Annotated in this window: 22 protein-coding genes; 13 read left to right on the top strand and 9 right to left on the bottom strand. The window is 42.9% G+C overall.

What is annotated here, in order from left to right; genetic code table 11:
• Nucleotides 1-74: 74 nt before the first annotated feature.
• Complete coding sequence (locus tag V7K84_RS11350) at nucleotides 75-917, top strand: SWIM zinc finger family protein (protein WP_334838105.1); 843 nt, start codon at nucleotides 75-77, stop codon at nucleotides 915-917.
• 49 nt (nucleotides 918-966) lie between these two features.
• Here V7K84_RS11350 and V7K84_RS11345 read toward each other — a convergent pair whose 3' ends face one another.
• From V7K84_RS11345 to psbD, 4 genes are all read right to left on the bottom strand, one after another.
• A complete protein-coding gene (locus V7K84_RS11345; RefSeq protein ID WP_334838104.1) occupies nucleotides 967-1,611 on the bottom strand; it encodes a Uma2 family endonuclease in 645 nt (214 codons plus the stop codon).
• 21 nt (nucleotides 1,612-1,632) lie between these two features.
• The gene (locus V7K84_RS11340) at nucleotides 1,633-1,818 is read right to left on the bottom strand and encodes a PCP reductase family protein (RefSeq protein WP_334838103.1); all 186 of its coding nucleotides are present in this window, start codon (nucleotides 1,816-1,818) and stop codon (nucleotides 1,633-1,635) included.
• 125 nt (nucleotides 1,819-1,943) lie between these two features.
• The gene (gene psbC, locus V7K84_RS11335) at nucleotides 1,944-3,335 is read right to left on the bottom strand and encodes a photosystem II reaction center protein CP43 (protein WP_334838101.1); all 1,392 of its coding nucleotides are present in this window, start codon (nucleotides 3,333-3,335) and stop codon (nucleotides 1,944-1,946) included.
• A complete protein-coding gene (gene psbD / locus V7K84_RS11330) occupies nucleotides 3,319-4,374 on the bottom strand; it encodes a photosystem II D2 protein (photosystem q(a) protein) (protein ID WP_012409998.1) in 1,056 nt (351 codons plus the stop codon). Before psbD ends, psbC begins: the two co-directional genes overlap by 17 nt.
• A gap of 923 nt (nucleotides 4,375-5,297) precedes the next feature.
• Here psbD and V7K84_RS11325 point away from each other — a divergent pair.
• From V7K84_RS11325 to V7K84_RS11310, 4 genes are all read left to right on the top strand, one after another.
• Nucleotides 5,298-5,867 carry a photosystem I assembly protein Ycf4 gene (locus V7K84_RS11325; protein WP_292737489.1) on the top strand — a complete coding sequence of 190 codons (570 nt, stop codon included), beginning with the start codon at nucleotides 5,298-5,300 and terminating at the stop codon, nucleotides 5,865-5,867.
• Between the two features lie 185 nt (nucleotides 5,868-6,052).
• Complete coding sequence (locus tag V7K84_RS11320) at nucleotides 6,053-6,853, top strand: peptidylprolyl isomerase (protein WP_334838100.1); 801 nt, start codon at nucleotides 6,053-6,055, stop codon at nucleotides 6,851-6,853.
• A 69-nt stretch (nucleotides 6,854-6,922) separates the two neighbouring features.
• The gene (locus V7K84_RS11315) at nucleotides 6,923-8,068 is read left to right on the top strand and encodes a beta-ketoacyl-ACP synthase (RefSeq protein WP_334838099.1); all 1,146 of its coding nucleotides are present in this window, start codon (nucleotides 6,923-6,925) and stop codon (nucleotides 8,066-8,068) included.
• A 227-nt stretch (nucleotides 8,069-8,295) separates the two neighbouring features.
• A complete protein-coding gene (locus V7K84_RS11310) occupies nucleotides 8,296-9,585 on the top strand; it encodes a Glu/Leu/Phe/Val family dehydrogenase (RefSeq protein ID WP_334838098.1) in 1,290 nt (429 codons plus the stop codon).
• 208 nt (nucleotides 9,586-9,793) lie between these two features.
• On the opposite strand, the gene V7K84_RS11305 is transcribed toward V7K84_RS11310, so the two are convergent.
• The gene (locus tag V7K84_RS11305; RefSeq protein ID WP_334838097.1) at nucleotides 9,794-10,915 is read right to left on the bottom strand and encodes a Gfo/Idh/MocA family oxidoreductase; all 1,122 of its coding nucleotides are present in this window, start codon (nucleotides 10,913-10,915) and stop codon (nucleotides 9,794-9,796) included.
• Between the two features lie 106 nt (nucleotides 10,916-11,021).
• Nucleotides 11,022-11,501, bottom strand: a complete 480-nt coding sequence (locus tag V7K84_RS11300; protein WP_334838096.1) for a hemerythrin domain-containing protein — start codon at nucleotides 11,499-11,501, stop codon at nucleotides 11,022-11,024.
• 575 nt (nucleotides 11,502-12,076) lie between these two features.
• On the opposite strand from V7K84_RS11300, the gene V7K84_RS11295 reads away from it, so the two are divergent.
• From V7K84_RS11295 to minE, 6 genes are all read left to right on the top strand, one after another.
• Nucleotides 12,077-12,574, top strand: coding sequence for a DUF29 domain-containing protein (locus V7K84_RS11295; protein WP_334838094.1), 498 nt, complete (start codon nucleotides 12,077-12,079; stop codon nucleotides 12,572-12,574).
• A gap of 40 nt (nucleotides 12,575-12,614) precedes the next feature.
• Nucleotides 12,615-13,277, top strand: coding sequence for a hypothetical protein (locus tag V7K84_RS11290; protein WP_334838093.1), 663 nt, complete (start codon nucleotides 12,615-12,617; stop codon nucleotides 13,275-13,277).
• A gap of 159 nt (nucleotides 13,278-13,436) precedes the next feature.
• Nucleotides 13,437-14,759 carry a four-carbon acid sugar kinase family protein gene (locus V7K84_RS11285; RefSeq protein ID WP_334838092.1) on the top strand — a complete coding sequence of 441 codons (1,323 nt, stop codon included), beginning with the start codon at nucleotides 13,437-13,439 and terminating at the stop codon, nucleotides 14,757-14,759.
• 230 nt (nucleotides 14,760-14,989) lie between these two features.
• Entirely contained in the window at nucleotides 14,990-16,030 is a 1,041-nt protein-coding gene (minC, locus tag V7K84_RS11280) for a septum site-determining protein MinC (protein ID WP_334838091.1), read from the top strand.
• Between the two features lie 172 nt (nucleotides 16,031-16,202).
• Nucleotides 16,203-17,009, top strand: coding sequence for a septum site-determining protein MinD (minD, locus tag V7K84_RS11275; RefSeq protein WP_012410009.1), 807 nt, complete (start codon nucleotides 16,203-16,205; stop codon nucleotides 17,007-17,009).
• A 36-nt stretch (nucleotides 17,010-17,045) separates the two neighbouring features.
• Nucleotides 17,046-17,342 (top strand): cell division topological specificity factor MinE, encoded by a 297-nt coding sequence (gene minE / locus V7K84_RS11270; RefSeq protein ID WP_094350996.1) that lies wholly within the window; start codon nucleotides 17,046-17,048, stop codon nucleotides 17,340-17,342.
• Nucleotides 17,343-17,613: 271 nt separating this feature from the next.
• On the opposite strand, the gene V7K84_RS11265 is transcribed toward minE, so the two are convergent.
• Nucleotides 17,614-18,948, bottom strand: a complete 1,335-nt coding sequence (locus V7K84_RS11265; RefSeq protein WP_334838089.1) for a hypothetical protein — start codon at nucleotides 18,946-18,948, stop codon at nucleotides 17,614-17,616.
• Between the two features lie 951 nt (nucleotides 18,949-19,899).
• Between V7K84_RS11265 and fmt the strand changes: the two genes are divergently transcribed.
• Nucleotides 19,900-20,931 carry a methionyl-tRNA formyltransferase gene (gene fmt, locus V7K84_RS11260; protein ID WP_334838088.1) on the top strand — a complete coding sequence of 344 codons (1,032 nt, stop codon included), beginning with the start codon at nucleotides 19,900-19,902 and terminating at the stop codon, nucleotides 20,929-20,931.
• 52 nt (nucleotides 20,932-20,983) lie between these two features.
• Here the strand turns inward: fmt and V7K84_RS11255 are convergent, their stop codons facing one another.
• Nucleotides 20,984-21,349 (bottom strand): DUF6464 family protein, encoded by a 366-nt coding sequence (locus V7K84_RS11255; protein ID WP_334838086.1) that lies wholly within the window; start codon nucleotides 21,347-21,349, stop codon nucleotides 20,984-20,986.
• A gap of 123 nt (nucleotides 21,350-21,472) precedes the next feature.
• Entirely contained in the window at nucleotides 21,473-22,981 is a 1,509-nt protein-coding gene (locus tag V7K84_RS11250; protein ID WP_334838117.1) for a hydroxysqualene dehydroxylase, read from the bottom strand.
• Nucleotides 22,982-23,232: 251 nt separating this feature from the next.
• Between V7K84_RS11250 and V7K84_RS11245 the strand changes: the two genes are divergently transcribed.
• The gene (locus V7K84_RS11245) at nucleotides 23,233-24,135 is read left to right on the top strand and encodes a class I SAM-dependent methyltransferase (protein WP_334838084.1); all 903 of its coding nucleotides are present in this window, start codon (nucleotides 23,233-23,235) and stop codon (nucleotides 24,133-24,135) included.
• Nucleotides 24,136-24,320 lie beyond the last annotated feature (185 nt).

Here is a 24,320-nt window from a genome sequence, read left to right as displayed (position 1 = left end):
GATTTTAGCGCTAAAGCGCTCACTACAAAACCGTCTAAATTAGTGTGGCACACTACTAAGGTCTTAAATTTATTATGACTAATGACACATTACAAGCAAGTCGAGAATGGTGGTCACAACAATGGCTAGATTTGCTAGATTCCTATCGTTTTAAAAAGCGTTTAGAACGGGCAAGAAATTATGCTCGTCAAGGAAATGTTTTGAGCATCGAATTTAAAGGTGCAAAAGTATTAGCTAGGGTACAAGGTAGTGAAGTAGAACCTTATAAAGTTTCTCTTTCCCTTGAACCATTTACCGATGAACAATGGGGTTATGTAATTGAAACCATGTCCCAAAGGGCAATTTTTGCTGCCAAGCTACTAGCAGGAGAAATGCCACAAAATATAGAAGAAGTTTTCACGGCTAATGGTCTTTCGATATTTCCATTTACCCTTGGTGATGTCCAGAGTAAATGCTCTTGTCCTGATAAAGCAAATCCCTGTAAACATATTGGTGCTATATACTATCAGTTAGGCGATCGCTTCAGTGAAGACCCCTTTGTACTATTTCAATTACGCGGACGTTCCAAAGAGCAAATTATCAGCGATTTACGTCAATTACGTAGCGCCAAGATTCAACCTAACACTACAGAAACGCCCGATATTCAACAGTCAATTCCTAATAATAAATACTCGGTAAAAATTGATTCTTTCTGGCAATACAATGAGCCACTAGAGTCATCCTTGGTAGTGATTGCGCCGTCCACGACTGAGACGGTATTAGATGTATTAGGAGCAATCCCCCTTGCAAAGGAAGAGGAAAGCGCAGTAAATTCAACTTCAAGTGATGTGGTAATGAAGTATTTAAATACAGTTTACAGAGATGTGAGTCAAAAGGCTTTTTTAACAGCGATGAATGTGGGAGGAAGCCGATCGTAATTCGTAATTCGTAATGGGCTACGCCCCGCTACGCTAACGTAATTCGTAATTATGAATTAAGTTGATTGGGTAGTTCAATCTTCACCCACTTCCGCACTGCCCGACGAATTGCCCGTCTGCCATCTGCCCGATTTTGCTCAATTAGTTTCGGCAGATCCCGGATTGCTAAAGTAGGAAATATTAAACTGTTCTCTGATTCGATATATTCCCCATCTTGCAGGTGGTAAATCTTTAGTTCACCGGAATCATAACACCAGAGTTCTGGTACTCCCAGGCGGGCATAAATGGGAAAACGATTTAAAGACTTACTGGTAACATCAATTTCCAGTCCCAAATCAGGCGGTGGATCTTGTCTCAAGTCCAGATCCAATCTACCCCGAACCGTAGCTTCATTCTGGAAATAGAAGCAGTTATCTGACTCTAACCCTGCCATTCGGCTTTCTCGTTTCCAAGTAGTCGAGCCATAACTTTCATAGTCTAAATCCAGCACATCAGCGATTTCTTTGACTAAATCACTAATTACCTCTTTGTAATGTTCGCGTTCAGGTAAAGGTGTCATAATCTCCAAAGTAGTGCGATCGTAAGCTAACCTTGCTACCCGATGCTCTCCCAAGTCTTTTAGAAGATTTTCAAACTGTTCCCAGCTAATGTCATAAAGCATTACTCGGTCTGCTCGATTTTTGGCGACTGTCATTGTTACGACCTCCAGAATGTTTTATTGTCCAAACTCAAGCCTAGCCTCTTCTACTAAATCAGCAGTCACAACCTCTTGACCTGCTTCACGAGCCAGCTGTTCAATTCTGGCTTTAGCTTGAGAGCGGACAAAAAAGGGAATATTTTGTAACTTTTCCTTAGCTTCGGATGTCCATCGCAAAGCATCAATAAAATTGGCATCATTCATAGATTAGTTACCTTGGCAAATCGCTCACTTTTATTAATAGATTACTAATTTTCTTATAAAAAAAGCCCTTGCTTTTATGCAAGAGCCTTTAAATTAATAGTCCGTGATGAAATAAACTTTACAACCTAATCTAGGTCGTCCATAAACATCACTGGCTCAGTATCGCGGTTAATTCCTTTCTCAAAACCACCAGCAGCAGCCCGTGCGCGACCAGCGTGCCACAAGTGACCAACTAGGAAGAAGAATCCTAGTACGAAGTGAGAAGTTGATAACCAAGCGCGAGGAGATACGTAGTTGAACGAGTTAATCTCGGTAGCCACACCACCCACGGAGTTCAGAGAACCCAGAGGAGCATGGGTCATATATTCAGCGGCACGACGAGCTTGCCAAGGCTGAATATCGTTCTTGATTTTTTCCAAGTCAAGACCATTGGGACCACGTAGAGGCTCCAACCAAGGGCCGCGGAAATCCCAGAAACGCATGGTTTCACCACCAAAGATGATTTCACCAGTTGGAGAGCGCATCAGGTATTTACCTAGACCAGTAGGGCCTTGGGCAGAACCGACGTTAGCACCCAAACGTTGGTCACGAATCAAGAAGGTCAAAGCCTGAGCTTGAGAAGCTTCTGGACCAGTAGGGCCGAAGAATTCGCTTGGATAAACGGTGTTGTTAAACCAAACAAAGATTGAGGCAATGAAGCCCATCAGAGAAAGAGCGCCCAAGCTGTAGGAGAGATAAGCCTCACCTGACCAGATGGATGCACGACGCGACCAAGCAAAAGGCTTGGTAAGAATGTGGAAAATACCACCAGAAATTAAGATAAAGGCAATCCAAATGTGACCACCGACCACATCTTCCAAGTTATCGACGCTGATAATCCAGCCTTCGCCACCAAAGGGAGACTTGATTACATAACCGAAGATAACTGCTGGGTTCAATGTCGGATTGGTAATAATCCGAACATCACCACCACCTGGTGCCCAGGTGTCATACAACCCACCAAAGAACATTGCCTTTGCTACCAATAGCAATGCACCGAATCCCAAAATAATCAGGTGGAACCCGATGATGTTGGTCATCTTGTTCTTGTCTTTCCAGTCGTAACCAAAGAAAGAAGAATATTCTTCTAAGGTTTCTGGGCCACGAACGGCATGATAGATACCGCCAAAGCCAAGGACGGCTGAGGAAATTAGGTGGAGTACACCGACAACAAAGTAGGGGAAAGTATCGATGACTTCACCACCAGTACCAACACCCCAGCCCTGAGTGGCGAGGTGAGGTAACAGGATCAAGCCCTGCTCGTACATGGGCTTTTCAGGAATAAAGTGAGCGACTTCAAACAAAGTCATAGCTCCAGCCCAGAATACAATCAAACCAGCGTGGGCAACGTGAGCGCCCAGCAGTTTACCAGATAAGTTGATTAAACGTGCGTTACCAGACCACCAAGCAAATCCAGTGGATTCTTGGTCGCGTCCAGCACCGCCTAAGATATTTGGTCTATTAGAGAGCGTTACCACGTGGTAATACCTCCTCAGGGAATACAAATTGTTCGTGGGGTTGATCTTGAGGAGCCATCCAAGCGCGGATACCCTCGTTCAGCAAAATGTTTTTGGTATAGAAGGTTTCAAACTCAGGGTCTTCCGCCGCCCGTAATTCTTGGGAGACGAAATCATAAGCCCGCAGGTTGAGTGCTAGACCGACGATGCCGACGGCGCTCATCCACAAGCCTGTAACTGGCACGAACAACATAAAGAAGTGCAACCAGCGCTTGTTGGAGAAAGCAATACCGAAAATCTGTGACCAGAAACGGTTTGCCGTCACCATTGAGTAGGTTTCTTCCGACTGGGTAGGATTAAAGGCGCGGAAGGTGTTAGCACCATCACCGTCTTCAAACAAGGTGTTTTCTACTGTCGCACCATGAATAGCGCACAATAAAGCACCACCTAATACGCCAGCAACACCCATCATGTGGAAGGGGTTGAGTGTCCAGTTGTGGAACCCTTGCAGGAATAGCAGGAATCGGAAAATTGCAGCCACCCCAAAGCTGGGTGCAAAGAACCAGCTTGATTGTCCCAAGGGGTACATCAGGAATACACTGACGAATACTGCAATGGGAGCTGAGAAAGCCAGAGCGTTGTAAGGGCGGATGCCTACTAGACGCGCAATTTCAAATTGCCGCAACATGAAGCCAATCAAACCGAAGGCTCCGTGCAGGGCAACGAATGGCCACAAGCCACCCAATTGGAACCAACGGGTGAGGTCGCCTTGGGCTTCTGGGCCCCATAACAGCAATAGGGAGTGTCCCATGCTGTCGGCGGGGGTGGATACTGCCACTGTCAGGAAGTTCGCACCTTCTAGGTAGGAGGAGGCTAATCCGTGGGTATACCAAGAGGTGACGAAGGTGGTGCCGGTCAGCCAACCGCCTAGTGCTAGGAAGGCGCAGGGGAATAATAGTATCCCTGACCAACCTACGAATACGAAGCGATCGCGCTTGAGCCAGTCGTCGAGAACGTCAAACCACCCTCTACTGGGGGCGCGTCCAACTGCGATGGTCATCGGACTAAAATCCTCTTTTTTTACTAAAATTGCAACGTTTCTAAGGCATTACGGAAAGCCAATGTAACCGACTGCCATGAGGAATTAACGTTTTTTTTGACAATCTCAACTGCTTTTAAGTAACTGAGATTCTGAGAGCTTACTGACTAGTTAAGTCATTATTTCTCAGGCTTATGACATTACACGTACCATCGGCTAGCAATCTAGCTTGTGGTAACTTAATGATTCTTAACTTATCACACTACTCAGGGTTTTTGCCTGATAGACAGAAGCAAATTAGGCATGAAACACGAACCTTATAAATAATATGAATATCAGAAATTTTACAATTTGACACAACTTTTCTCAGAAATCTGAAAAAATTTAATGCAGATAGACGTAGGTAGGTAACTCATTTCAAGAGGTCAAAAAGAGGCAGGGAGAGGATAGCAGGGAATAAGAGGGTCAGAAGGACAAGGAGAAAGAATTTTGATCGGCCATTGAGTGAAAAAATAGTACAACATTCCCTAAAAAATTATATCGGTAGCAGGAACATGGAAGGGCGCAGTTGAGTTTTTGTCAACGATGTTTGGTAAAATGCGGATAGTCACTTCGCCGCCACGGTCGTTGATACACCTCTAGAAAACCTATGTGAAACGTTAGACAAGGAGAAAGAAAGTTGGCACATCTTGACTAAATACAAATAGCCTAAGTCGTTTGTCCCGTAGTACAAGTAAACCAGCATCATCCGGGACAGTAAAATTTGTAGGGTGCAAAGTGAAAAATTTATAGTCTGCGGCAGGGTTCCCGTGGACTTCAAACATAGATAGCTCTGGGTGCCTCCTAAGCAATAGCTGGATTGGCACAGGAACCCACCACTCTATGCAAAAGCATTCAGTGTGCGAGTATGTTACAGCGAGTATCTCACGGGCAATGGTAGTTCAATGACGACATCAACAACGATTAACAAAGGCGATCGCCTCCTGCACCAAAATGTTCTCGGTTCTCGTCGGTTCAGTAACTACTGGTGGGCAACTATCGTTACCTTGGGAGCAAGCGGCTTCTTATTGTCTGGAATATCCAGTTATTTAAAAGTTAATTTACTCATAGTTTCCGATCCCACTCAACTGGTATTCGTCCCCCAAGGATTAGTTATGGGGTTATATGGTGCTGCTGGCTTGCTATTAGCCACATACCTATGGCTAGTGATTGTATTGGATGTTGGAGGCGGTTACAACGAATTCGATCGGGAAACTGGCGCAATCAAAATCTTCCGCTGGGGGTTTCCTGGTAAAAACCGCCGAATTCAGATTGATAGCCGCATAGAAGATGTCCAATCTGTACTAATAGACGTAAAAGAAGGTCTTAACCCCCGTCGCGCCCTCTATCTACGCATTAAGGGACGGCGAGATATACCCTTAACACGGGTTGGACAACCGTTATCTTTAACAGAGTTGGAAACAGAAGGCGCAAAGTTAGCCCGCTTTTTGGGAGTGTCATTAGAAGGACTTTAAGGGAATGGGGTAAGAAGCCTGGGAGTAGGGGACCAGGGGGCAGGGAGCAGGGAGCAGGGGGCAAGGGGGAGAATAAAAATTAAATTACCTCTTTCGCCTCTGCTCCCTTGCTCCCTGCCCCTCTGCCTCTTATGCCCAATGCCCCTCAAAACGATAAGATACTCTGGTTAAATCGGTAACAGGCAATGCGGTTAAAAATTTCACAATTTTTGCTTTCTCTTGTGATTATCAGTGCCTTGATGTTGGGAGGATGTTCAACACAGCAAGTCGCTTCTAATGCGTCTTCTCCAAACTCGACTGCTACCTCGACCACAAGCGAGGCAAGCACCAAGGCAACTACTGAAGCAACTTCTGTATCTCAAACTATTAGTGAGAGTATTCCTGGAATAACAGATTTACCGCGCCTCGAAGGCAAGGCTACTGTGGTAATCACGGTTAAAGGTTCGCCGATTACTATCGAAGTAGACGGCACCGATGCCCCCATTACAGCTGGCAACTTCGTAGATTTAGTGCAAAAGGGTGTGTACGATGGTTTAGCTTTCCATCGAGTTGTGCGCGAACCCCAACCGTTTGTAGTTCAAGGGGGCGATCCCAAAAGCAAAGACCCGAAAGTTCCAGCAGATCAACTAGGAACAGGTAGCTATATTGACCCAAAAACGGGAAATGCTCGTTACATACCTTTAGAAGTTAAGGCTAAAGGTTCAGATACTCCGATTTACAATAAACCATTTGATGCTACTGCTCAAGCTGTCGTATTGCCCCATAAACAGGGTGCAGTAGCGATGGCGCGATCGCAATCACCAGATTCAGCTTCTGCCCAGTTTTACTTTGCTTTAGCAGATTTGGCGTTCTTAGATGGTAACTACGCCGTGTTTGGCAATGTCACTCAAGGCTTCGATGTAGTAAACAAAATTCAGCAAGGCGATCGCATTGACTCCGCTAAAGTTACTCAAGGTGCTGAAAATCTGAAAACACCTGGAAAGTAGGAGAAATCAATTCAAAATAAAGAATTGAATGTTTGAATAGCGGAAGATTCTTTACTCCTAAAATTCAGATTGGTTAAGGTTTGTGTTACTGGTATTGGTCTAGTTTCCGCTTTGGGTGGAAGCTTAGAGAATAGTTGGCGAAATTTAATTGCAGGTAAATCTGGAATTCGGTTACATCAACCATTTCCAGAACTTGCACCACTTCCTCTAGGTTTGATCGATCAACAACCATCTGAGTTGACAATGTTAACTCAAATGGTTGTAGCTTCTGCACTGCAAGATTCTGGGTTAGTTGCCCCTTTAGCTGATTGTGCTGTAGTCATTGGATCGAGTCGCTCTTATCAAGCTTCTTGGGAAAAGTTCGCACGGCAAATATATAGTGACGCAGAAAATTTTCCTGTGTCCTCTTTTGGAAATTGGCTAGATACATTACCTCATATCAATGCGATCGCAGCTGCAAGGCAAATCGGTGCATCGGGGATAGTTTTGGCACCGATGGCAGCTTGTGCGACTGGAGTTTGGTCTATTGCGCAAGCAGCTATGCTTATCCAAACTGGGCAATGTCAACAGGCGATCGCAGGTGCAGTGGAAGCACCAATTACACCCTTAACTTTAGCTGGGTTTCAGCAGATGGGTGCTTTAGCAAAAACTGGGGCTTATCCCTTTGATTTGCATCGGGAAGGCTTAGTCTTGGGAGAAGGTGCGGCTGTGTTTGTCTTAGAATCAGCAGAGTTTGCAAAGCAGCGTCAAGCAAAAGTGTATGGTGAAATTCTCGGTTTTGGCTTAACTAACGACGCATATCATAGTAATTCACCAGAACCTGAAGGGAAAAGTGCGATCGCAGCTATCAAACAATGTCTAGAACGTAGTTGTTTATTACCAACCGATATCGATTACATTCATGCTCATGGCACAGCTACCCAGCTAAATGACCAAATGGAGAGCATCGTAATCCAGCGTATGTTTCCCCAAGGCGTGGCAGTTAGTTCCACTAAGGGAAGTACAGGTCATACATTAGGGGCATCTGGAGCTTTAGGTGTAGCTTTTTCTCTCATGGCATTAAGGCATCAAATATTACCGCCTTGTGTGGGATTGCAGCAACCAGAGTTTGATTTGGATTTAGTTACGGCAGCACGTCTCAGTAGAATTCGCCAGGTATTATGTTTAAGTTTTGGCTTTGGTGGGCAGAATGCTGCGATCGCTTTAGCAAGGTAAAAACTTGTGGGTTTAACTATCTGACCAACATAATATATTAATTTTTATTAAGGCACACAGCTGCACGTCTTTAGTAAAGGTGATTTTTGAATAATTTTCACATATCAGAATACAAAATATAAAACTGTAACAAAAACTACAAAAAACTTGTTTTCCCAAAAAAAAAGGATAAGCTTAAGTACAGATGAGATCCGGTTCGCAAAGATACCGTGATTAGGAGAAAATTTATGATTTCAAAATCTTCGTTGCTGTCAGAACCTGCTTCTCCAGCGCATATATGCCCCTTTGACCAAGCCTGTAGTTACTTAGAAGCGGCAGCTAAAGAATTAAATTTAAATCAGGGTTTGCTAGAAATTCTCAGCCATCCGCGTAAGGTTGTCACGGTTTCCATTCCCGTGAAACTAGATGATGGGGAAATACAAGTTCTCGCTGGACACCGGGTACAGCACTCTGATGTCTTAGGCCCTTACAAGGGTGGAATTCGTTTCCATCCGGCTGTGACATTGCGCGAAGTATCCGCTCTAGCAATGCTGATGACCTGGAAATGTGCCTTGTTAGGTATTCCTTACGGTGGTGGGAAAGGTGGCATTGCTATAGATCCCAAACGTTACAGTGTTGGCGAATTAGAGCGAATCAGCCGCCGTTATATCAGCGAGTTGATTAAAGATATTGGGCCTTCCGTAGATATTCCGGCGCCAGATATGGGTACTTCTGCCCGTGAAATGGCTTGGATGATGGACACTTACTCTGTAAATGTTGGTCATGCTGTACCAGGAGTTGTAACTGGGAAACCCCTTTCTATTGGTGGTTCTCTGGGACGGGAAATGGCAACCGGACGTGGCACGATGATTATTGTCCGTGAGGCGTTAGCAGATCGAGGTAAATCCTTGGTAGGAGTGCGAGTAGCTATTCAGGGTTTCGGTAACGTCGGCTGTGCCGCAGCGGAATTATTATATGAAGCAGGCGCGAAAATTATCGCTGTTTCAACTGGTGCTGGAGGAATATTCTCCGAAGCCGGTCTTGATATTCCCAAGTTAAAAGTCTACGCCGCTGAAAATCGCAAGAGTATTGTGGGTTTCCCGCAATCTGTACCAATTAGCAATGCAGATTTATTAACTCTACCCTGCGATGTCTTAATACCAGCAGCTTTGGAGAACCAAATCACTGAAGAAAATGTGAATCAGGTACAGGCGCAGATTGTTGCAGAGGCAGCTAACGGCCCGGTTACTCTTGAGGCTAACTTGGCGTTAGAGGCGCGGGGTGTGACAGTGCTACCGGACATCTTGGCGAATGCTGGCGGTGTAGTAGTCAGTTATTTAGAGTGGGTGCAGGGTCTTTCTTACGTATTTTGGGATGAGGAGCGCGTCAACCGCGAAATGGAGCATTTGATGGTGCAAGCGTACCGTAAGGTGATTCATCAGTCAGAGGTGCGCCAAATTTCTTTAAGGTTAGCAGCTTACACGCTGGGGGTAGGTAGAGTGGCTCAAGCGCTGACTGACAGAGGTCTTTATCCTTAATTTGTTTTGTTGTTCATGAGGCAGAATAGATCGTTGTCGGCAGTAATTTTACTTGAACCGCCAGCGATCTATTTGCCTTTTTTTATTGAGCGATCGCTATAACATGACTAGTACACGATGGCGCAAGTCTCACCACCTTTGGCCAGTTATTTAGAGCAACTTGTCTTACCAAGCTGATATTATTTGGTCAAAAATATTTAAAGCTACCTTACGACTCGCCAGAAGGTGCAGCAGCGTGGATCAAGTCTGGCTTCTCGTCATTAGGAGGATGCTCAATAGTTTGATCTGATGTGGGACGTTGATGGCGATTGCGAGTTTGGATCTGCACAGGTTGACCAGTTTCAATTGACTGGTAAAGCGCTTGAATGATACTAACATCAATCAATCCTTCCGTCCCAGATGGTTCTGGGTCTTTATCTTGCAGAATACAATCAGAGAAGTAGGTAAATTCAGCTGCTAGTTGATCGTGACCCTCAAAGGTACGCTCTTGAGTTTCACTATTAATTGTTAAATAATGCTTGATTTCTCCCTGCCAAGGATATGCAGGTTCTACACGTAAATCGCCTTGAGTTCCGACAATCTGATAGGTTGAAACACTTGCCCCTCCAAAGCTACAGGTAAATGTTGCCAATCGCTCATTGGGGAAACGTAATATAACGCTAGCCATTTCTTCCACTTCGCTGAAGCGTTGTTCTCCGTTATTGGCAGCTACAGCAAATACTTCAATTGGTTCATCTTGAAATAGGTAACGTGCAGCATTAATGCAGTAGATGCCAATATCGTAGAGCGTGCCACCACCTGTAACATCTCGTAAACGAATATTGCCTTCTTCTACTTCCTGGGTAAAAACCGAATTGAAAATCCGTGGTTCACCAATTTGCTTTGAGCGCAAAATTTCAACTGCTTGTAAATTGGCTTCTTCTAAATGTAACCGGTAGGCAATCATCAACTTCACATTATTGTCATTGGCAGCTTGAATCATTATTTCACACTCTTTTTCTGTAACTGCCATTGGCTTTTCACATAACACATGAATTGCCTGATTAGCAGCCCGCACAGTGTAGTCACAATGCAAGTGATTAGGTAGCGCAATATAAACTGCATCAACCTCGCCACTTGCCAGACAGTCCTCATACTCCTCGTAAGAATAAGTATGGTTGATACCGTACTTTTTGCTTAGTTCTTCGCTTTTTGTGGGGTCATCTGAAACCAGTGCGACTAATCCCGAGTTTTCAGCGTGAACAAAGGAAGGTAAGGCAGCTTGTTGGGCAAACCAACCTAAACCAACAACGGCGTAACGAATTTTGTTCTTACCATTTGTAACAGTCATTTTTCTACTCTTTGATGAAGGTATATTTGGGTAATTTAATTAATGCCCTAATTACGTGTAAAATCTAGAGAACTATTTATGCAAACATTTACAATCAAGTGCATTACTACATTGCTAATGCAGCTTCTACATTTGACACCAACTTAGCTTTAGTTTCTTGAAACTCCTGTCCCAATTCAGTTAGTTCCCGATCGCTCATACATTCGCGCACAGCATTAAAAATTTCGCTTTCTTCTTCTTCTACATGATGCTCAAGTGTTTCTTTCAATTCGCTCATTTTTTCTTTAAACTCAGGTTGAGTAGGCTTAAGCGCCTTAATTTCTTCTAAAATAACTGAAATTTCTTCATGTTCTTCTTCAGCTTCTTCAACATATTGTTCAGTTTCTTCGTATTCTCGCAAAGCTGGATAGAAGACTAATTCTTCAGTTCTTGCGTGTAAGATCAATGCCATATATATTTGATTGAATTGCTCAACCAACTTTGCACCCTTAACTTTTTCTGCTTCTGCAAAAAGTTTCTCAACTTGGCGATGCTCTGCTTCAATTAATGAAAGGATATCTGTTGATTTAGCTTTACTTTTAGCCATTTTTACCTCAGTAATAATCGATTTATCAGACTGATATTTGGAGGTTAATGAATGGGAACTCGTATATTCTCAATGACTTGGGAAATGAAAACCTCATTCTTTGAGTAAGCTTTAATTTAGACTTAAGGAATATTTTCGGTATTGCACCTTGACTGAAATTCATAACCTCAGCATGAGGAATGCTGAGTACATACCATTAGCAACTCAAGACTACAACCCAAACCTCGAACATCGGTTAAAGATTCCCACACAGTAAACTACTAAATTGCTCTTGCACCTTAGATAGACTCGATCTATTTTTACTGAAACACCAAAGCTAACGCTGAAACCTTTATACCAATGCTCTATGAAGATGCACAGAATGAACAGCCTGAAATCACTGCTAGATAAAGAGGCTTCTATGCAGGCTTATATAGAATTGATATTAGTGGTATAAGTCTTGAACACAACTAAGTTCTGCTTGTGTTTGATGTTACAACAGAAATGACATGAGCTAGAGTCAGAGATCATAGGCAATTTTGGATAGAAGGTCAATTGAGCTAAATTAAAAAAAATAGTAGGAGTTCGGTTAGTGTATGGTAAAACCAATAATCCAATCAGTAACTCAAACCTTATACGACCAAGATTATTACCTGTGGCTGATGACAACCATAAACCAACTTCGCACTGGACAGTTTTCTGCTGTTGATTTGGAGAATTTGTTAGAAGAGTTAGAAACTATGGGTAGAAGGGAGAAGCGAGCAATTGAAAGTTTATTAATTAAGCTTCTTCAACATCTACTAAAACTCAAATTTTGGGATGAAGAACGAGAACGTAATCAAGGACATTGGAAAGGGGAAATCAGGACTTTTCGTAGAGAAATTAAAAAAGCTTTGAAAGATAGTCCTAGCTTGAAACCTTACATTTTAGAAATATTTGATGAATGTTATCAAGATGCAAGAACAGAAGCAAGCGATCGCTCTCAACTTCCCATTGACTTATTCCCCGTTATACCCATTGGTTCTTTAGAACAAATCTTAGATGAAAACTGGTTTCCTGAATATAACCACAATCATCACGGTAAACCCGATTAAAATGAATACGCAACTTGGGTTTCCATAGGAGTATGCAGACGTGCAGCCGGACTTAATAGGCTTGGAAATTAGTAAGGGCGAACTGAGACGTTTGACTGGGTTCGATCCAGAAGACGTTTTTCGGCCCTCGGTTTTGCGAGATGGCAAAAAGCGATTAGGCTTTTTTATCAGTGAAATGCTGGTGACGCTGGCGCTAACGCCAATAATTGTGGGCTTTGTTTACGCGTTTATTATTCTGCCAACAATTGGTTCTTCAGTTCGACTAGGAATTCTTTTACTAATTTTAGTGCCAATGCCGATATTAGTGGGACGATGGCTATGGCGACAATTAACCTGTCCTGAAGGACTGACAATACTTCTAGACGAAGTTGATAAATATCACGATCTGGTTGCTGCTATAGATATTAATGACCAATTAGCAGCATCAGGAAACGTAGAAAGCAGTATCCATGACCGAGATAAAGTAACCTCCGCCTTGCAACTGATTCGAGAAGATTTAGTCCGCGCTCTGAAAACGGAACGAATTTTGCGAGATAATAAAAAATTGCTTGCAAATAATCAAGAGCTATTTGTGAATAATTTACCCAGTCTTCGAGCTTTACAAGTTAGTAGTCAAGCAGGCGAATATGCTCAACTGCTAAATCAATCATTGCAAATTGCGATCGATGTGCAAGCAGAAATCAGAAAATTGCAGAAAGGCTAAGAGAATGTTTGTAAAAGCGGTTACACGAGAATTTACCTGCCTCCACAGGTTAGAAAACCCTTGATTTTGAATTAGTTCACGGAGGTGGACTTTACTCATGTAGTAGTGACTTCTAGTCGCCCAACACTTTCCCAGAAAACAATCGCCCCGTTGACTTAAATGAGCAACAAACCCAAAATAATTGTCCTGGATGATGACCCTACAGGTTCTCAAACAGTCCACAGCTGCTTGCTGCTAATGCACTGGGATGTGGAGACTTTACGCCGTGGGTTGCAGGATGATTCGCCGATTTTCTTTGTGCTGACTAATACTAGAGCGCTAACGCCAGAGTCAGCTGCATCTGTCATCAAAGAAGTTTGCCATAACCTGAAAATCGCTTTGAAGGCTGAAGGAATCGACGATTTTCTAATTGTCAGCCGTTCTGATTCTACTTTGCGGGGACATTATCCGATTGAAACAGATGCGATCGCACAAGAACTCGGCCCCTTTGATGCTCATTTTCTCGTACCAGCATTTTTTGAGGGGGGACGCATCACCCGTGACAGCGTACATTACTTAATTATTGGCGGTGCAACCACCCCAGTCCATGAAACCGAATTTGCCCGTGATTCCGTCTTCAGCTACCATCACAGTTACTTACCCAAGTACGTCGAAGAAAAGACTCAAGGACGAACTAGTGCCGAAGTTGTAGAAAGGTTTCTCCTGGCCGATATTCGCGCTGGTAGTTTGTCACGATTGTTACAACTTCATGGTAATCAGTGCGCTGTCGTCGATGGTGAAACTCAAGCCGATCTCAACCGCTTTGCAGTAGATATATTAGCAGCCGCCAGTCAAGGCAAACGCTTTCTATTTCGCAGTGCAGCAAGTATTTTAACGGCTTTAGCTGCTTTACCACCCCAACCCATTGCTGCCGAAAAGATGGGGCAGTACGTGCGCCAAGGCAAACCAGGTGCGGTGATTGTTGGTTCCCATGTGAAAAAGACTACCCAGCAATTAGAGGCGCTGTTGCAACTAGAAGGAACTGTGGGCATCGAAGTGGATGTAGCGCGATTACTTGATGAGACAAATCAATCTGCGGCATTACTAACTGAAATCCAAGAAAGTACACGGGCGGCACACGAAGCTGGCAAAACACCAGTGGTTTATACTAGCCGTCAGGAACTAAATTTTAAAGATGCCAAGACACGATTGGAGTTTGGGGAAAAAGTTTCAAGTTTATTAATGGATATTGTGCGCGGTTTACCATCTGATATAGGATTCTTGATCGGTAAGGGTGGCATTACTTCAAACGATGTCTTGAGTAGTGGACTAGCTTTAACTTCAGCCCGTTTACTCGGTCAAATTTTAGCTGGTTGTTCAATGGTGTTAACGTCATCCGATCATCCCCAGTTTCCTGATTTGCCTGTGGTGCTGTTTCCAGGTAATGTCGGCGATGCTGATGCCTTGGGGACAGTTTATCAGAGGTTGACGGTGCCAATTTGAGATTTTAGACTTTCCTGCGGAACGCTACGCATAGCTTGCTTCCCCGGAGAGGTACGGCTACGCTCAGTCGAACGATTTGAGATTAAAGAGTCTTTTGTTTAATGTCGGACTAATATCCCGTTACGCCAACACCCTTGTGAGTAACACAAATCCAAAATCCAAGTTGCGCTGTCAGCGCACCAAAGGTGCGACCCAAAATTGAAAATCTGTTGTCTTTTGGCTAGTACTGCATGACTTCTGATTCTGCGATTCCCAATCTAAAGTCAAATTCTGCACTTCCTAATGCAGAATCAAACTCTATCCTTTCTGAGGTAGAGGCAAATCCTACTGTTTCTGATGTAGAGTCAGATTCTATCCTCCCGGATGCTGAGTTAAAATCTGTCCTCCTTTATTTAAAATCAAATACTGTTCTTGGGGATGCAGAGTCAAATCCTGCTGACCCAGATTTAGAGTCAAATACTGATGCCGGATCGGATTTTATTTTGACTGACTTAAATCCCGATGAGTTAGCATTACCAGGGCATCGTGTAAATGACAATAGTCAAGTCCAGTTAAAAAGTAAGGAGGGACGACTGTTATTAATTTTGCCCTCAGAATCTCAAGTATCTGCCTCAGAACTTACTTGGTCTGATATTTGGCAACAAATCAGGCAACGTCTGAGTGCAGGCGATCGCTTCCGGGTATCTAATACACCTGTGCATTTAATGGCACAAGACCGTTTGGTAGATACCAGACAACTCCAAGAACTCGCCGAAGCTTTGAGTGAAGTCCAACTCCGACTGATATCTGTCTCGACGAGTCGGCGGCAAACTGCGATCGCTGCTGTAACTTCTGGGTATTCAGTAGAACAATTACAGCCCGTAACTTCCCTAAGTACCGAGCCAACAGCTACAGCGATCCCCCAAGAAGATGCTCTCTATTTAGAAATGACAGTCCGCTCTGGAGTAGAAATTCGTCATCCTGGGACAGTAATTCTCTTGGGAGATTTAAATCCAGGTGGTATTGTAATTGCAGATGGAGATATTATTATCTGGGGTCGTTTGCGTGGAATTGCTCATGCTGGGGCTGGAGGCAATAGTGAGTGTCTGATTATGGCCTTGCAAATGGAACCAACTCAACTGCGGATTGCAGATGCTGTAGCTAGAGCACCAGAAAAACCGCCAATGCAGTTTTCTCCAGAAGTGGCACATATTACGCCCCAAGGAATTCGTATCGCTAGGGCGACTGATTTTTCCAGAAACCAATTCACCAAGAGCAATCAAGAACCATAAATATTTACTTAAAGAATGAAGTATATAAGTAAAGATGAAATAAAACAAATATTCATGCCTCACCCTCATCAGGGAGAACAGATATTTCTTCATACTTGATACGATACTTCATACTTTATACTGCAATTTACTGTTTTATATTTCCTGAACCCTCATTGACCGCATTTCTATCATGACTCGCATTATTGTGATTACCTCCGGTAAAGGAGGAGTGGGTAAAACCACAGTTTCAGCAAATTTGGGTATGGCTTTAGCCAAAATGGGGCGTCAAGTTGCTTTGGTTGATGCGGATTTTGGTTTGAGAAATTTGGATTTGCTCTTAGGGCTGGAAAACCGCATCGTTTATACTGCGGTAGAAGTTTTAGCCAGAGAGTGCCGGTTAGAACAAGCCCTGGTGAAAGATAAGCGCCAACCCAATCTCGTACTCCTGCCGGCAGCCCAAAATCGCTCTAAAGATGCAGTCACACCCGAACAGATGAAGTTATTGGTGAATGCACTAGCACAAAAATATCAGTATGTGATTATTGATAGTCCTGCCGGTATTGAAAATGGATTTAAAAATGCGATCGGCCCAGCCAAAGAAGCGCTAGTTGTCAGCACACCAGAAATTTCTTCAGTTCGCGATGCCGATCGGGTAGTAGGGTTACTAGAAGCACAAGGTATCAAGCGTGTTCATTTAATAATTAACCGCATCAGACCCGCAATGGTGCAGGCAAATGATATGATGTCAGTGCAAGATGTTCAGGAACTTCTCGCCATTCCCCTGATCGGGGTAATCCCTGACGACGAGCGTGTTATTGTATCTACCAATCGTGGCGAACCCTTAGTGTTAGCAGAAAATCCTTCTTTAGCTGCCACAGCCTTTGAGAACATTGCTCGTAGATTAGAAGGGGAAAGTGTCGAATTTCTGGAGATCGACTCGTCCCAAGACAGCATCTTCGCCCGCCTACGAAGGTTGTTGTGGACAAAGATTGTTTAACTTACCTTTCCAGTCTCCGCGCCAGACCTATTCGTAATGATTGAACTTCTAGAAAAACTTTTTTTTCGCGGCCCTGATAGCAGTCGAACTCAAGTTAAACGTCGCCTGCAATTGGTGATTGCTCACGATCGCGCTGACTTAGATCCTCAAACGTTGGAAAAAATGCGGAAGGAAATCCTAGATGTAGTCTGTCGCTATGTAGAAATTGAGACAGAGGGCTTGGAGTTCTCCTTAGAAAGCAACCAACGAACCACAGCTTTAATCGCCAACTTGCCCATCCGTCGGGTGAAGGGTGCTATACCTGAATGGGAAAGAGGTGATAAGCCTCTCTAGCTTTAATTTTAAGTATTTTTATTTATAATTTAGTCAAATTGTTCGCTCGTAGCCAGGACTAAAGTCCTTGCTTTGATGACTAAAGTATCCACTACAAACTATTTTATAGATGGTTTGGCAGATATTATATTGCTGATTGAAAATATGAATTTGTCTCACCAAAACAGTAAACATTCAAGATATCCAACCTCTGTCACTCTCCGAAAACAGGGATAAAAAAATCCCGTTGTCAGCAGTGACGACAACGGGAGTATGTAGGGTTTTTTATAATTTATCGGTAGGCAACTTGTGGCCCTGCCCAAATTTCTGTCACCTTTTTACCAAAAGTAATCGGGCGATCGTTGTCTGTTGTAGTGATAGTCTTGCCATCATTAGCAACTTGCATTAATGGCCAGTTTTCCTCGCCCAATTCCCCCGCACGGAATAACACGCGATCTGGTTGGCTTTTACTCCAGCCTAACAATACGGCAATTTTTTCATGTTCTTCCTCACTCACAGGAGCGACTGTGTTAGCGTGATTTTTTTGCCGATCCCAAATCACTGCACTATCTGTAGAATCACCCGTGTTAAATATACCATCAAACTTGCGTGCTAAGAAGCGATCGCCTTTTTCTGACCAGCTAACTGGAACTAATACCCCAATCTTTCCACTCGGATCATTTTCTTCTGAAGACTCTCCCTTTACAGCCTTTACCTTTAATAAAGGATCGCTAACTGGAGTCGTTGAAGCCATCACCCACAATTTCTTAGTGTGCATATCTTGGACAAACATGACGCTGGTGACACGGCTGTTGTACATTTGGGGTTTTACCTCCAGTTGCACTCGGCTATAAACAGCATATTTACCATCTGGAGAAATCACGGGTACGCTGCGATAGTGACGCACTCCAGAACCACCATTAGCAGCAACAGCTTCTTGAGTTGCTGTAATCCATTTCCAAGGAATCGGATGAGGACTACCGATGGGATCTATTTGTTCTGCTTGGGACTCATTAGCTGTTTCCACAACAGGTATTTCCGTCGTTGTGGTTGATTGAGATTCTCTAATAGCTGGTGCTACTTGAGTTGCTGTCAATGATTCAGTAAAAGACTTTTCTCTAGAGAGATAATTTTCTTGTCCTCTCAAAGACTTGACATTAGCAGCTTTAAGTTTGCGTATTAAATTAAGTTGACTAACAGGAACATCTGTTGATGGTGCGAGTTCAACTGCTGCCAAAGAATCGGGAACAGTTACATCACTTACATCTAAATCGCTGCTTGAGAGATAATTATCTACTTCAATTGAAGACTCAATTTTATTTTCTGGTAATACTTGCGGTTCCTGAACAGCAGTACTTTGTGTTGGTACAGAGTCAAATTCTTCTGTTATCGATTCGATTTGATCTGTTTTTAATGTTTCAGCTATCTCAGGTTCCCCAACTAAAGCTATTTCCTTTGATACGGAGTCAGATTCTCCAGGCATCGAAGTTAGTTTATGTACTTCGGATCTTACTGGGATCGAGTGAGCCGATGCTCCTAATAAGGGTGCAATCAGCATCACAACGACAACGTAATTGAGAAATGGTTGTGTGCGGAACCATCCTGACAGCAAAAGGGGTTTAAGCATTTGTAGACTCTCTAGAGGGGGCAATTGCTATGTGAGAAGCAATACATCAACAGCGATGGGGCAGGTGGTAGTTATATGTATAACAAGAAACTAAAACTAATGACGAAATAATATCTTCAAAGTTTGCAGAGGTTTACAAAAATTAAGTATCATTGTCTACACCTTTTCTTAATTAGGTACGGAATATTTTTTTGCAAAAATATGCGAGTATAGTAAATATGCTGAGAACTCAGTAATTACTACACGATATATAATGTTCCTATACCCAAACACACCAAAAATAAGTCTTGGTTAAGGAATATTAGGATATAGTTTGGGGAATGACGCTGGGGAACAAGAGTTAGATAACTCAGCTATTGGGGATCGTACTAGCGATCGCTAGTACACAGCAACTAAGCTAGGTTACACAGCAAATATAACAGCGCAAACCCTCATGATGGTAAACGTGAGGCGTTAATTAAAAACCTGGGAAAGCGGAAGCATAATACATCATACTCAGAATATATTGCTATCAGCAACCCAAAGTTATAAATTGCTATCTAAACTACAGAAGTAGTTAGAAGACGCAATAGTTTTTCGGAAATTTAACTACATTTAAAGTTAATTTCGGGAAGACGATCGGGAACACAACAAAATTCACTCGGTAGATGCTCTAGCGACTCGCAAAGAAAAACCACTAAGTGATTAGTTTCACTAGAGGCAAATGCGGCTGATACTAGCTGTTACGCTTGTTAACTTAACCCGGCAAGTTAATCAAGCAGCCTTTGGTTTCATGAATACGAAAGTATTGTACCACCAAACAGCCAATATTATTTACAGCTAACAACTGTATTTTGCAACTGCGTCCCGAATAAAGGAACCTGCTAGATGCTGGCTTATTAAATGTTGTCAGTTATGAAGGGCGCACTTACGATTAACTAATGACTCACGACTAAAAACTAGTAATTATTAATGAAAATTGTATTTTTTGGTACACCTCAATTTGCTGTACCCACCTTGGAAAAATTATTGAATCATTCAGAATTTGAGGTGCTGGCGGTTGTCACTCAACCAGATAAACGCCGGGAACGCGGAAATAAACTTACGCCAACACCCGTAAAAGCGATCGCCACTGCTCACAACTTACCAGTATGGCAACCCGAACGGGTGAAAAAAGACACTGAAACTTTAAGCAAACTCAAACAATTAGATGCAGATGTGTTTGTTGTTGTCGCTTATGGACAGATTTTATCGGCAAAAATCTTGAATATGCCAAAATTAGCTTGCATTAATGTGCATGGCTCGATTTTACCCAAATATCGCGGTGCAGCACCGATTCAATGGTGTTTGTATAACGGAGAAAAAGAAACGGGGATCACCACCATGTTGATGGATGTGGGGATGGATACCGGCGCAATGCTCCAAATAGCCACTACACCGATTGGATTACTAGATAATGCCCAAGATTTAGCCGACAGACTAGCAGAAATCGGTGGGGATTTGTTGGTGGAAACTCTGTTGAAGTTGGAACGTAAAGAAATTCAACCAATTCCCCAAGATAATTTAGCAGCTACTTACGCCTCTCTGATTCAAAAACAAGATTATGCTTTGGATTGGTCAAAAAGCGCGATCCAATTACACAATCAAATTAGAGGCTTTTACCCGAACTGCACGGCTACTTTTCGTAACAACCTGTTGAAAATCACCGCTTCTGCTCCCCTTGGTTCAGTAAGCGATGTCTGGCGACAAGCCGCTCCGCGTCTACGCGATCTTCCACCAGAATTGCAAGAATTGACTCATAGATTACCTGATTTGTCAAGCACATCAGATAAACCGGGAGTTGTAGTCAGCATTGTCAAAGGAATTGGCGCGATTGTCCAAACTGGGGAAGGTTTATTGCTGTTGCGAGAGGTTCAGTTAGCCGGTAAACGTCCCCAGTCGGGATGGGATTTTGTGAATGGTACCCGCTTAACTGTAGGAGAAGTTTTTGGTGCCGGAAGCTGACAGGAATGGAGGAGATGAGGGAGAATAACTTTTAACTCCTCACTCTTAACTCCTAACTCCTAACTTCTAACTTTTCATAAAAGCGGCAAGATTCGCAAGGCCCATCTGGGTTGACTGCACAGCGAATGAGTTCTGAATGAGCGTTGTAGCAGCAAGTGGCATCACCGATTACCCAACGTCCCGCTACCAAACTTTTCTCAGATGGTCGTTTAGCAGACTGTACATAAATGGCAATATTATGCAAGCGGTAGCGCCCAGCTTGAAGTTGATATCTATGGCGGCGCTCTAAAACCGCGTAGGTTTTACCTTCAAAATCAAGATAGTTTCCGGGTTGGGGTGTCCAATCAAGTTGCACTCTACCAAGGGACTCACGCGGGTGCGTCAGAATCACCTCGGTTGGTAAAGAGTCTGGCTCCATAAGCTTATGTGATTTGATTTACATTATAAGGATAGTATCGCGATCGCTTTCTTTAGCTTACCGAATTTAGATTACAATTAGCGATTGACTAGATTGGCAAGAAATATACTGCGGCCCCACAGATTATGGCAACCAAAAGTTAGGTAGGATAGATTTGCCTAAGTTACGCAAAGTTTGGTTGAGCGATCGCGCCACTTGGATATGCACTTCATCCTCTTCTACAGCTAAAATCTCAGATGGCTGACCTTCTCCCAAATAAGACACCACCAAATTCGCCGCCTCCAAACCAGTAACATAAGCTTTTTCCTGCGACCAGGAACCATGATGGTTCACAATCCAATCGCCACTCATAAATACATTCTCAAAGCTTGTCTTAGCGGGCAACATATAACGATAGCTGCCAGGTGCAAAGTGAGTCACAGCTTGATGTAGCCGAATTACACTGCTATCAATTATCTTTGCCTGCTGAAACGCTGGTACACAAGTTGCTAAATAACCCTGAACAATTGCTAAAATCTCCTCATCACTCAAACCCAGAAACTGATTTGCGTGATAGAAATCAGCTTCAATCACTGTTCCCGGTTCATCCCGATATTCATCATGTAGAGCATTCAAATCAAAAAACGTCCAACCTGTACTTGCATCGAATCCAAAGCAAGCATTAGAAGGACGAGGAATATCAATTTTGCGGTCAAACCATAGTCGCGTGGCTAAAACATCAATTGCTCCTAAATTGCTCAAATTACGGAATTCTTCACGACTTTGTAAACTAGGACTAGTTGAGACAATTTTCTTCATCCCCGTGATTCCAACCGCAAAAATCACGGCATCTGCATCAAAAACTTCATCACCGCAGACCACACCCTTAACTTGATTAGTATCAACAATTAAGTCTGTAACCCGACGCTTGGGCAACACTCGCACACCAGCTTTCTCAATTCGTTCCACCCAAGGACGAAATATCTTTTCTCCGACAGTTCCCCGACACCAAACCACATCAAAATCGGGTTGATGAGCCAGAATAAAAAAGTAAAGCATCCCTAAAGTTGCGGCGGCTGAACACTGTTCGCCAGGGGCAAACAAGCCCACTAATAACATCGGTTCAAAAGCCTCGCGGTAGAGTCGTGCAGAAACGTTAAAGTCTTTGAACAATTCACGGGCAGTTACAAAATCATAGCGCCGCCAAGCTGCATCGGAATTGTCAAAATCAACGACAGCATAAAGTAAAGGCAAGGCGCTGAGACGGTCAATTAGTGGCAGCCGCTTAAACTGAGTGTAAAGAAAAGTTCCCAGTGGCGAGGGGAGTCGCGGTAAATCTTGAAAAATTGGTGATTCAACTTCCAAACCTGCTGGCGAATATTGCGAAGAACGAGTCCAAGTAGTAAAAGGATTAATTTCTAATTCATTGATTAAGGAAAAAATATTTTTGTAAGGATACCAAAACCCATGAATGCCAGCTTCAACAGATTTTCCAGCAGATGTTTGCCAACCTGCCACCAATCCACCGGGATAGGGGCCGGCTTCGAGAAGTGTCACATCATAACCTTGTTTTGCCAAATGGTAGGTTGCGCCTAAACCAGCCCAACCAGCACCTACAACTACCACCCGTTTTTGTTGTAACCCTCCTACCATCGCAGCCTCCAATTGTTGCAGTCCATCAACTAATGTATACGAACTTGTGTTTCGATCGAGCAAGGGTTGTTATTATAGCGGTTTTCACTTGGATGCAATAGGCGCTTTGCTAGCACATTCCATCGAATTTAAAATAGTTATAAACTTTAAAAAAGGCTTAGGGAAAGCCGTTCAGTAAAAATCACTTGCGGTTAATGCTGAGTTAAGAGTATAACAGAAAACAGACTTGACTATTGATGAGGATAATCATAATGTCTCAATTAGCAAATGTAAAATCCAGTCTAAATGACTTTGAATTACGAGATGGAATTTATTTTCCTAGCGACTATGAACAATTAACTAATACTCAACATAAAAAAACATGGGATGCAATTGGTAAAACATATTATGGCTCCCAAAAAATTGAAAAAATTGCAGCGACATCACCCATTAAACAAGATTATACTCTGCTAACTGGTACGCCTGGAGGTACTTGGAACAAATTTCCGTTGAATAAATCTGTTGGTTCTATCCTAGAAATTGGTTCTGGTTATGGTCGCGCACCTTTACATCTCTCGAAAGCGAAAAATCTGAAATGCGAGAAATATTACGGCATTGATATTTCTGAACCTTTATTGCGGCGGCTAATCAAAGTTAAACAAGAATACAATTTTTTTCCAGAAGCGGAATTTAACTTGATTTGCACTTCTGCTGAAACATTGCCTTTAGAAGATAATTCTATAGATTTGGTAATTTCTAATTGCGTTTTTATGCATATCCCAGATGCCCAATTAAGAAATTTATTGGCTGATATCTCTCGTGTGCTAAAACCTGGTGGAATTTTTGTTTTTAATCATTCCTTTCACAATAAGTCTTGTCCTTCTCATATCATCCATAATTTTATCAGAAGGCTGAACCCATTTGTGAGAAATCCAGTATATCTCAAGCAATACTCATCTGCTGAAATACAAGAAATGTTAGCTAATGCTGGGATGAAAGCCAAGTGTCCAGAATACATTGTCGAACCAACAGCAGAGTATGCAATTTTGCCGGAAACTATCAAAGGGATTCCCGTGCCGTTTGCTAATGCCATCAACAGAAGTCTCAAGCCATCAGATAATTTAAAAGAAACTTTGGCTTATGGTTTTAGTGCCTACAGTACTCAACTGGACTGAGTAAGAAACTATCTGGTTGTCACAATGAACTGAATACAAATAATCTACAAAAGCACAACAATGTTGTGCTTTTACTTTTACAATAAATGCCTAAGTAGGTGGGCGGGAAAATTTCTAACTATGTAACGAAAGCTTAACCAGAAAGACTAGAGTTAAATTTAATACGTTTTGTACTGTATTTGCCT

This window comes from Nostoc sp., assembly GCF_036917315.1.
Taxonomy (GTDB): domain Bacteria; phylum Cyanobacteriota; class Cyanobacteriia; order Cyanobacteriales; family Nostocaceae; genus Nostoc.
Note: the sequence above shows the minus strand (reverse complement) of the source record. Positions and strands in the feature narration are given on the sequence as shown.

What these genes read in the sequence shown, in the direction of transcription:
- minD (WP_012410009.1), top strand. Translation starts at nt 16,203, where the DNA reads ATGACTCGCATTATTGTGATTACCTCCGGTAAAGGAGGAGTGGGTAAA.
- V7K84_RS11255 (WP_334838086.1), bottom strand. Translation starts at nt 21,349, where the DNA reads ATGGAGCCAGACTCTTTACCAACCGAGGTGATTCTGACGCACCCGCGT.
- V7K84_RS11305 (WP_334838097.1), bottom strand. Translation starts at nt 10,915, where the DNA reads ATGACTGTTACAAATGGTAAGAACAAAATTCGTTACGCCGTTGTTGGT.
- V7K84_RS11310 (WP_334838098.1), top strand. Translation starts at nt 8,296, where the DNA reads ATGATTTCAAAATCTTCGTTGCTGTCAGAACCTGCTTCTCCAGCGCAT.
- V7K84_RS11265 (WP_334838089.1), bottom strand. Translation starts at nt 18,948, where the DNA reads ATGCTTAAACCCCTTTTGCTGTCAGGATGGTTCCGCACACAACCATTT.
- V7K84_RS11320 (WP_334838100.1), top strand. Translation starts at nt 6,053, where the DNA reads ATGCGGTTAAAAATTTCACAATTTTTGCTTTCTCTTGTGATTATCAGT.
- V7K84_RS11340 (WP_334838103.1), bottom strand. Translation starts at nt 1,818, where the DNA reads ATGAATGATGCCAATTTTATTGATGCTTTGCGATGGACATCCGAAGCT.
- fmt (WP_334838088.1), top strand. Translation starts at nt 19,900, where the DNA reads ATGAAAATTGTATTTTTTGGTACACCTCAATTTGCTGTACCCACCTTG.
- V7K84_RS11285 (WP_334838092.1), top strand. Translation starts at nt 13,437, where the DNA reads ATGAGCAACAAACCCAAAATAATTGTCCTGGATGATGACCCTACAGGT.
- psbD (WP_012409998.1), bottom strand. Translation starts at nt 4,374, where the DNA reads ATGACCATCGCAGTTGGACGCGCCCCCAGTAGAGGGTGGTTTGACGTT.
- V7K84_RS11250 (WP_334838117.1), bottom strand. Translation starts at nt 22,981, where the DNA reads ATGGTAGGAGGGTTACAACAAAAACGGGTGGTAGTTGTAGGTGCTGGT.
- minE (WP_094350996.1), top strand. Translation starts at nt 17,046, where the DNA reads ATGATTGAACTTCTAGAAAAACTTTTTTTTCGCGGCCCTGATAGCAGT.
- V7K84_RS11300 (WP_334838096.1), bottom strand. Translation starts at nt 11,501, where the DNA reads ATGGCTAAAAGTAAAGCTAAATCAACAGATATCCTTTCATTAATTGAA.
- minC (WP_334838091.1), top strand. Translation starts at nt 14,990, where the DNA reads ATGACTTCTGATTCTGCGATTCCCAATCTAAAGTCAAATTCTGCACTT.
- V7K84_RS11245 (WP_334838084.1), top strand. Translation starts at nt 23,233, where the DNA reads ATGTCTCAATTAGCAAATGTAAAATCCAGTCTAAATGACTTTGAATTA.
- V7K84_RS11350 (WP_334838105.1), top strand. Translation starts at nt 75, where the DNA reads ATGACTAATGACACATTACAAGCAAGTCGAGAATGGTGGTCACAACAA.
- V7K84_RS11345 (WP_334838104.1), bottom strand. Translation starts at nt 1,611, where the DNA reads ATGACAGTCGCCAAAAATCGAGCAGACCGAGTAATGCTTTATGACATT.
- V7K84_RS11295 (WP_334838094.1), top strand. Translation starts at nt 12,077, where the DNA reads ATGGTAAAACCAATAATCCAATCAGTAACTCAAACCTTATACGACCAA.
- V7K84_RS11325 (WP_292737489.1), top strand. Translation starts at nt 5,298, where the DNA reads ATGACGACATCAACAACGATTAACAAAGGCGATCGCCTCCTGCACCAA.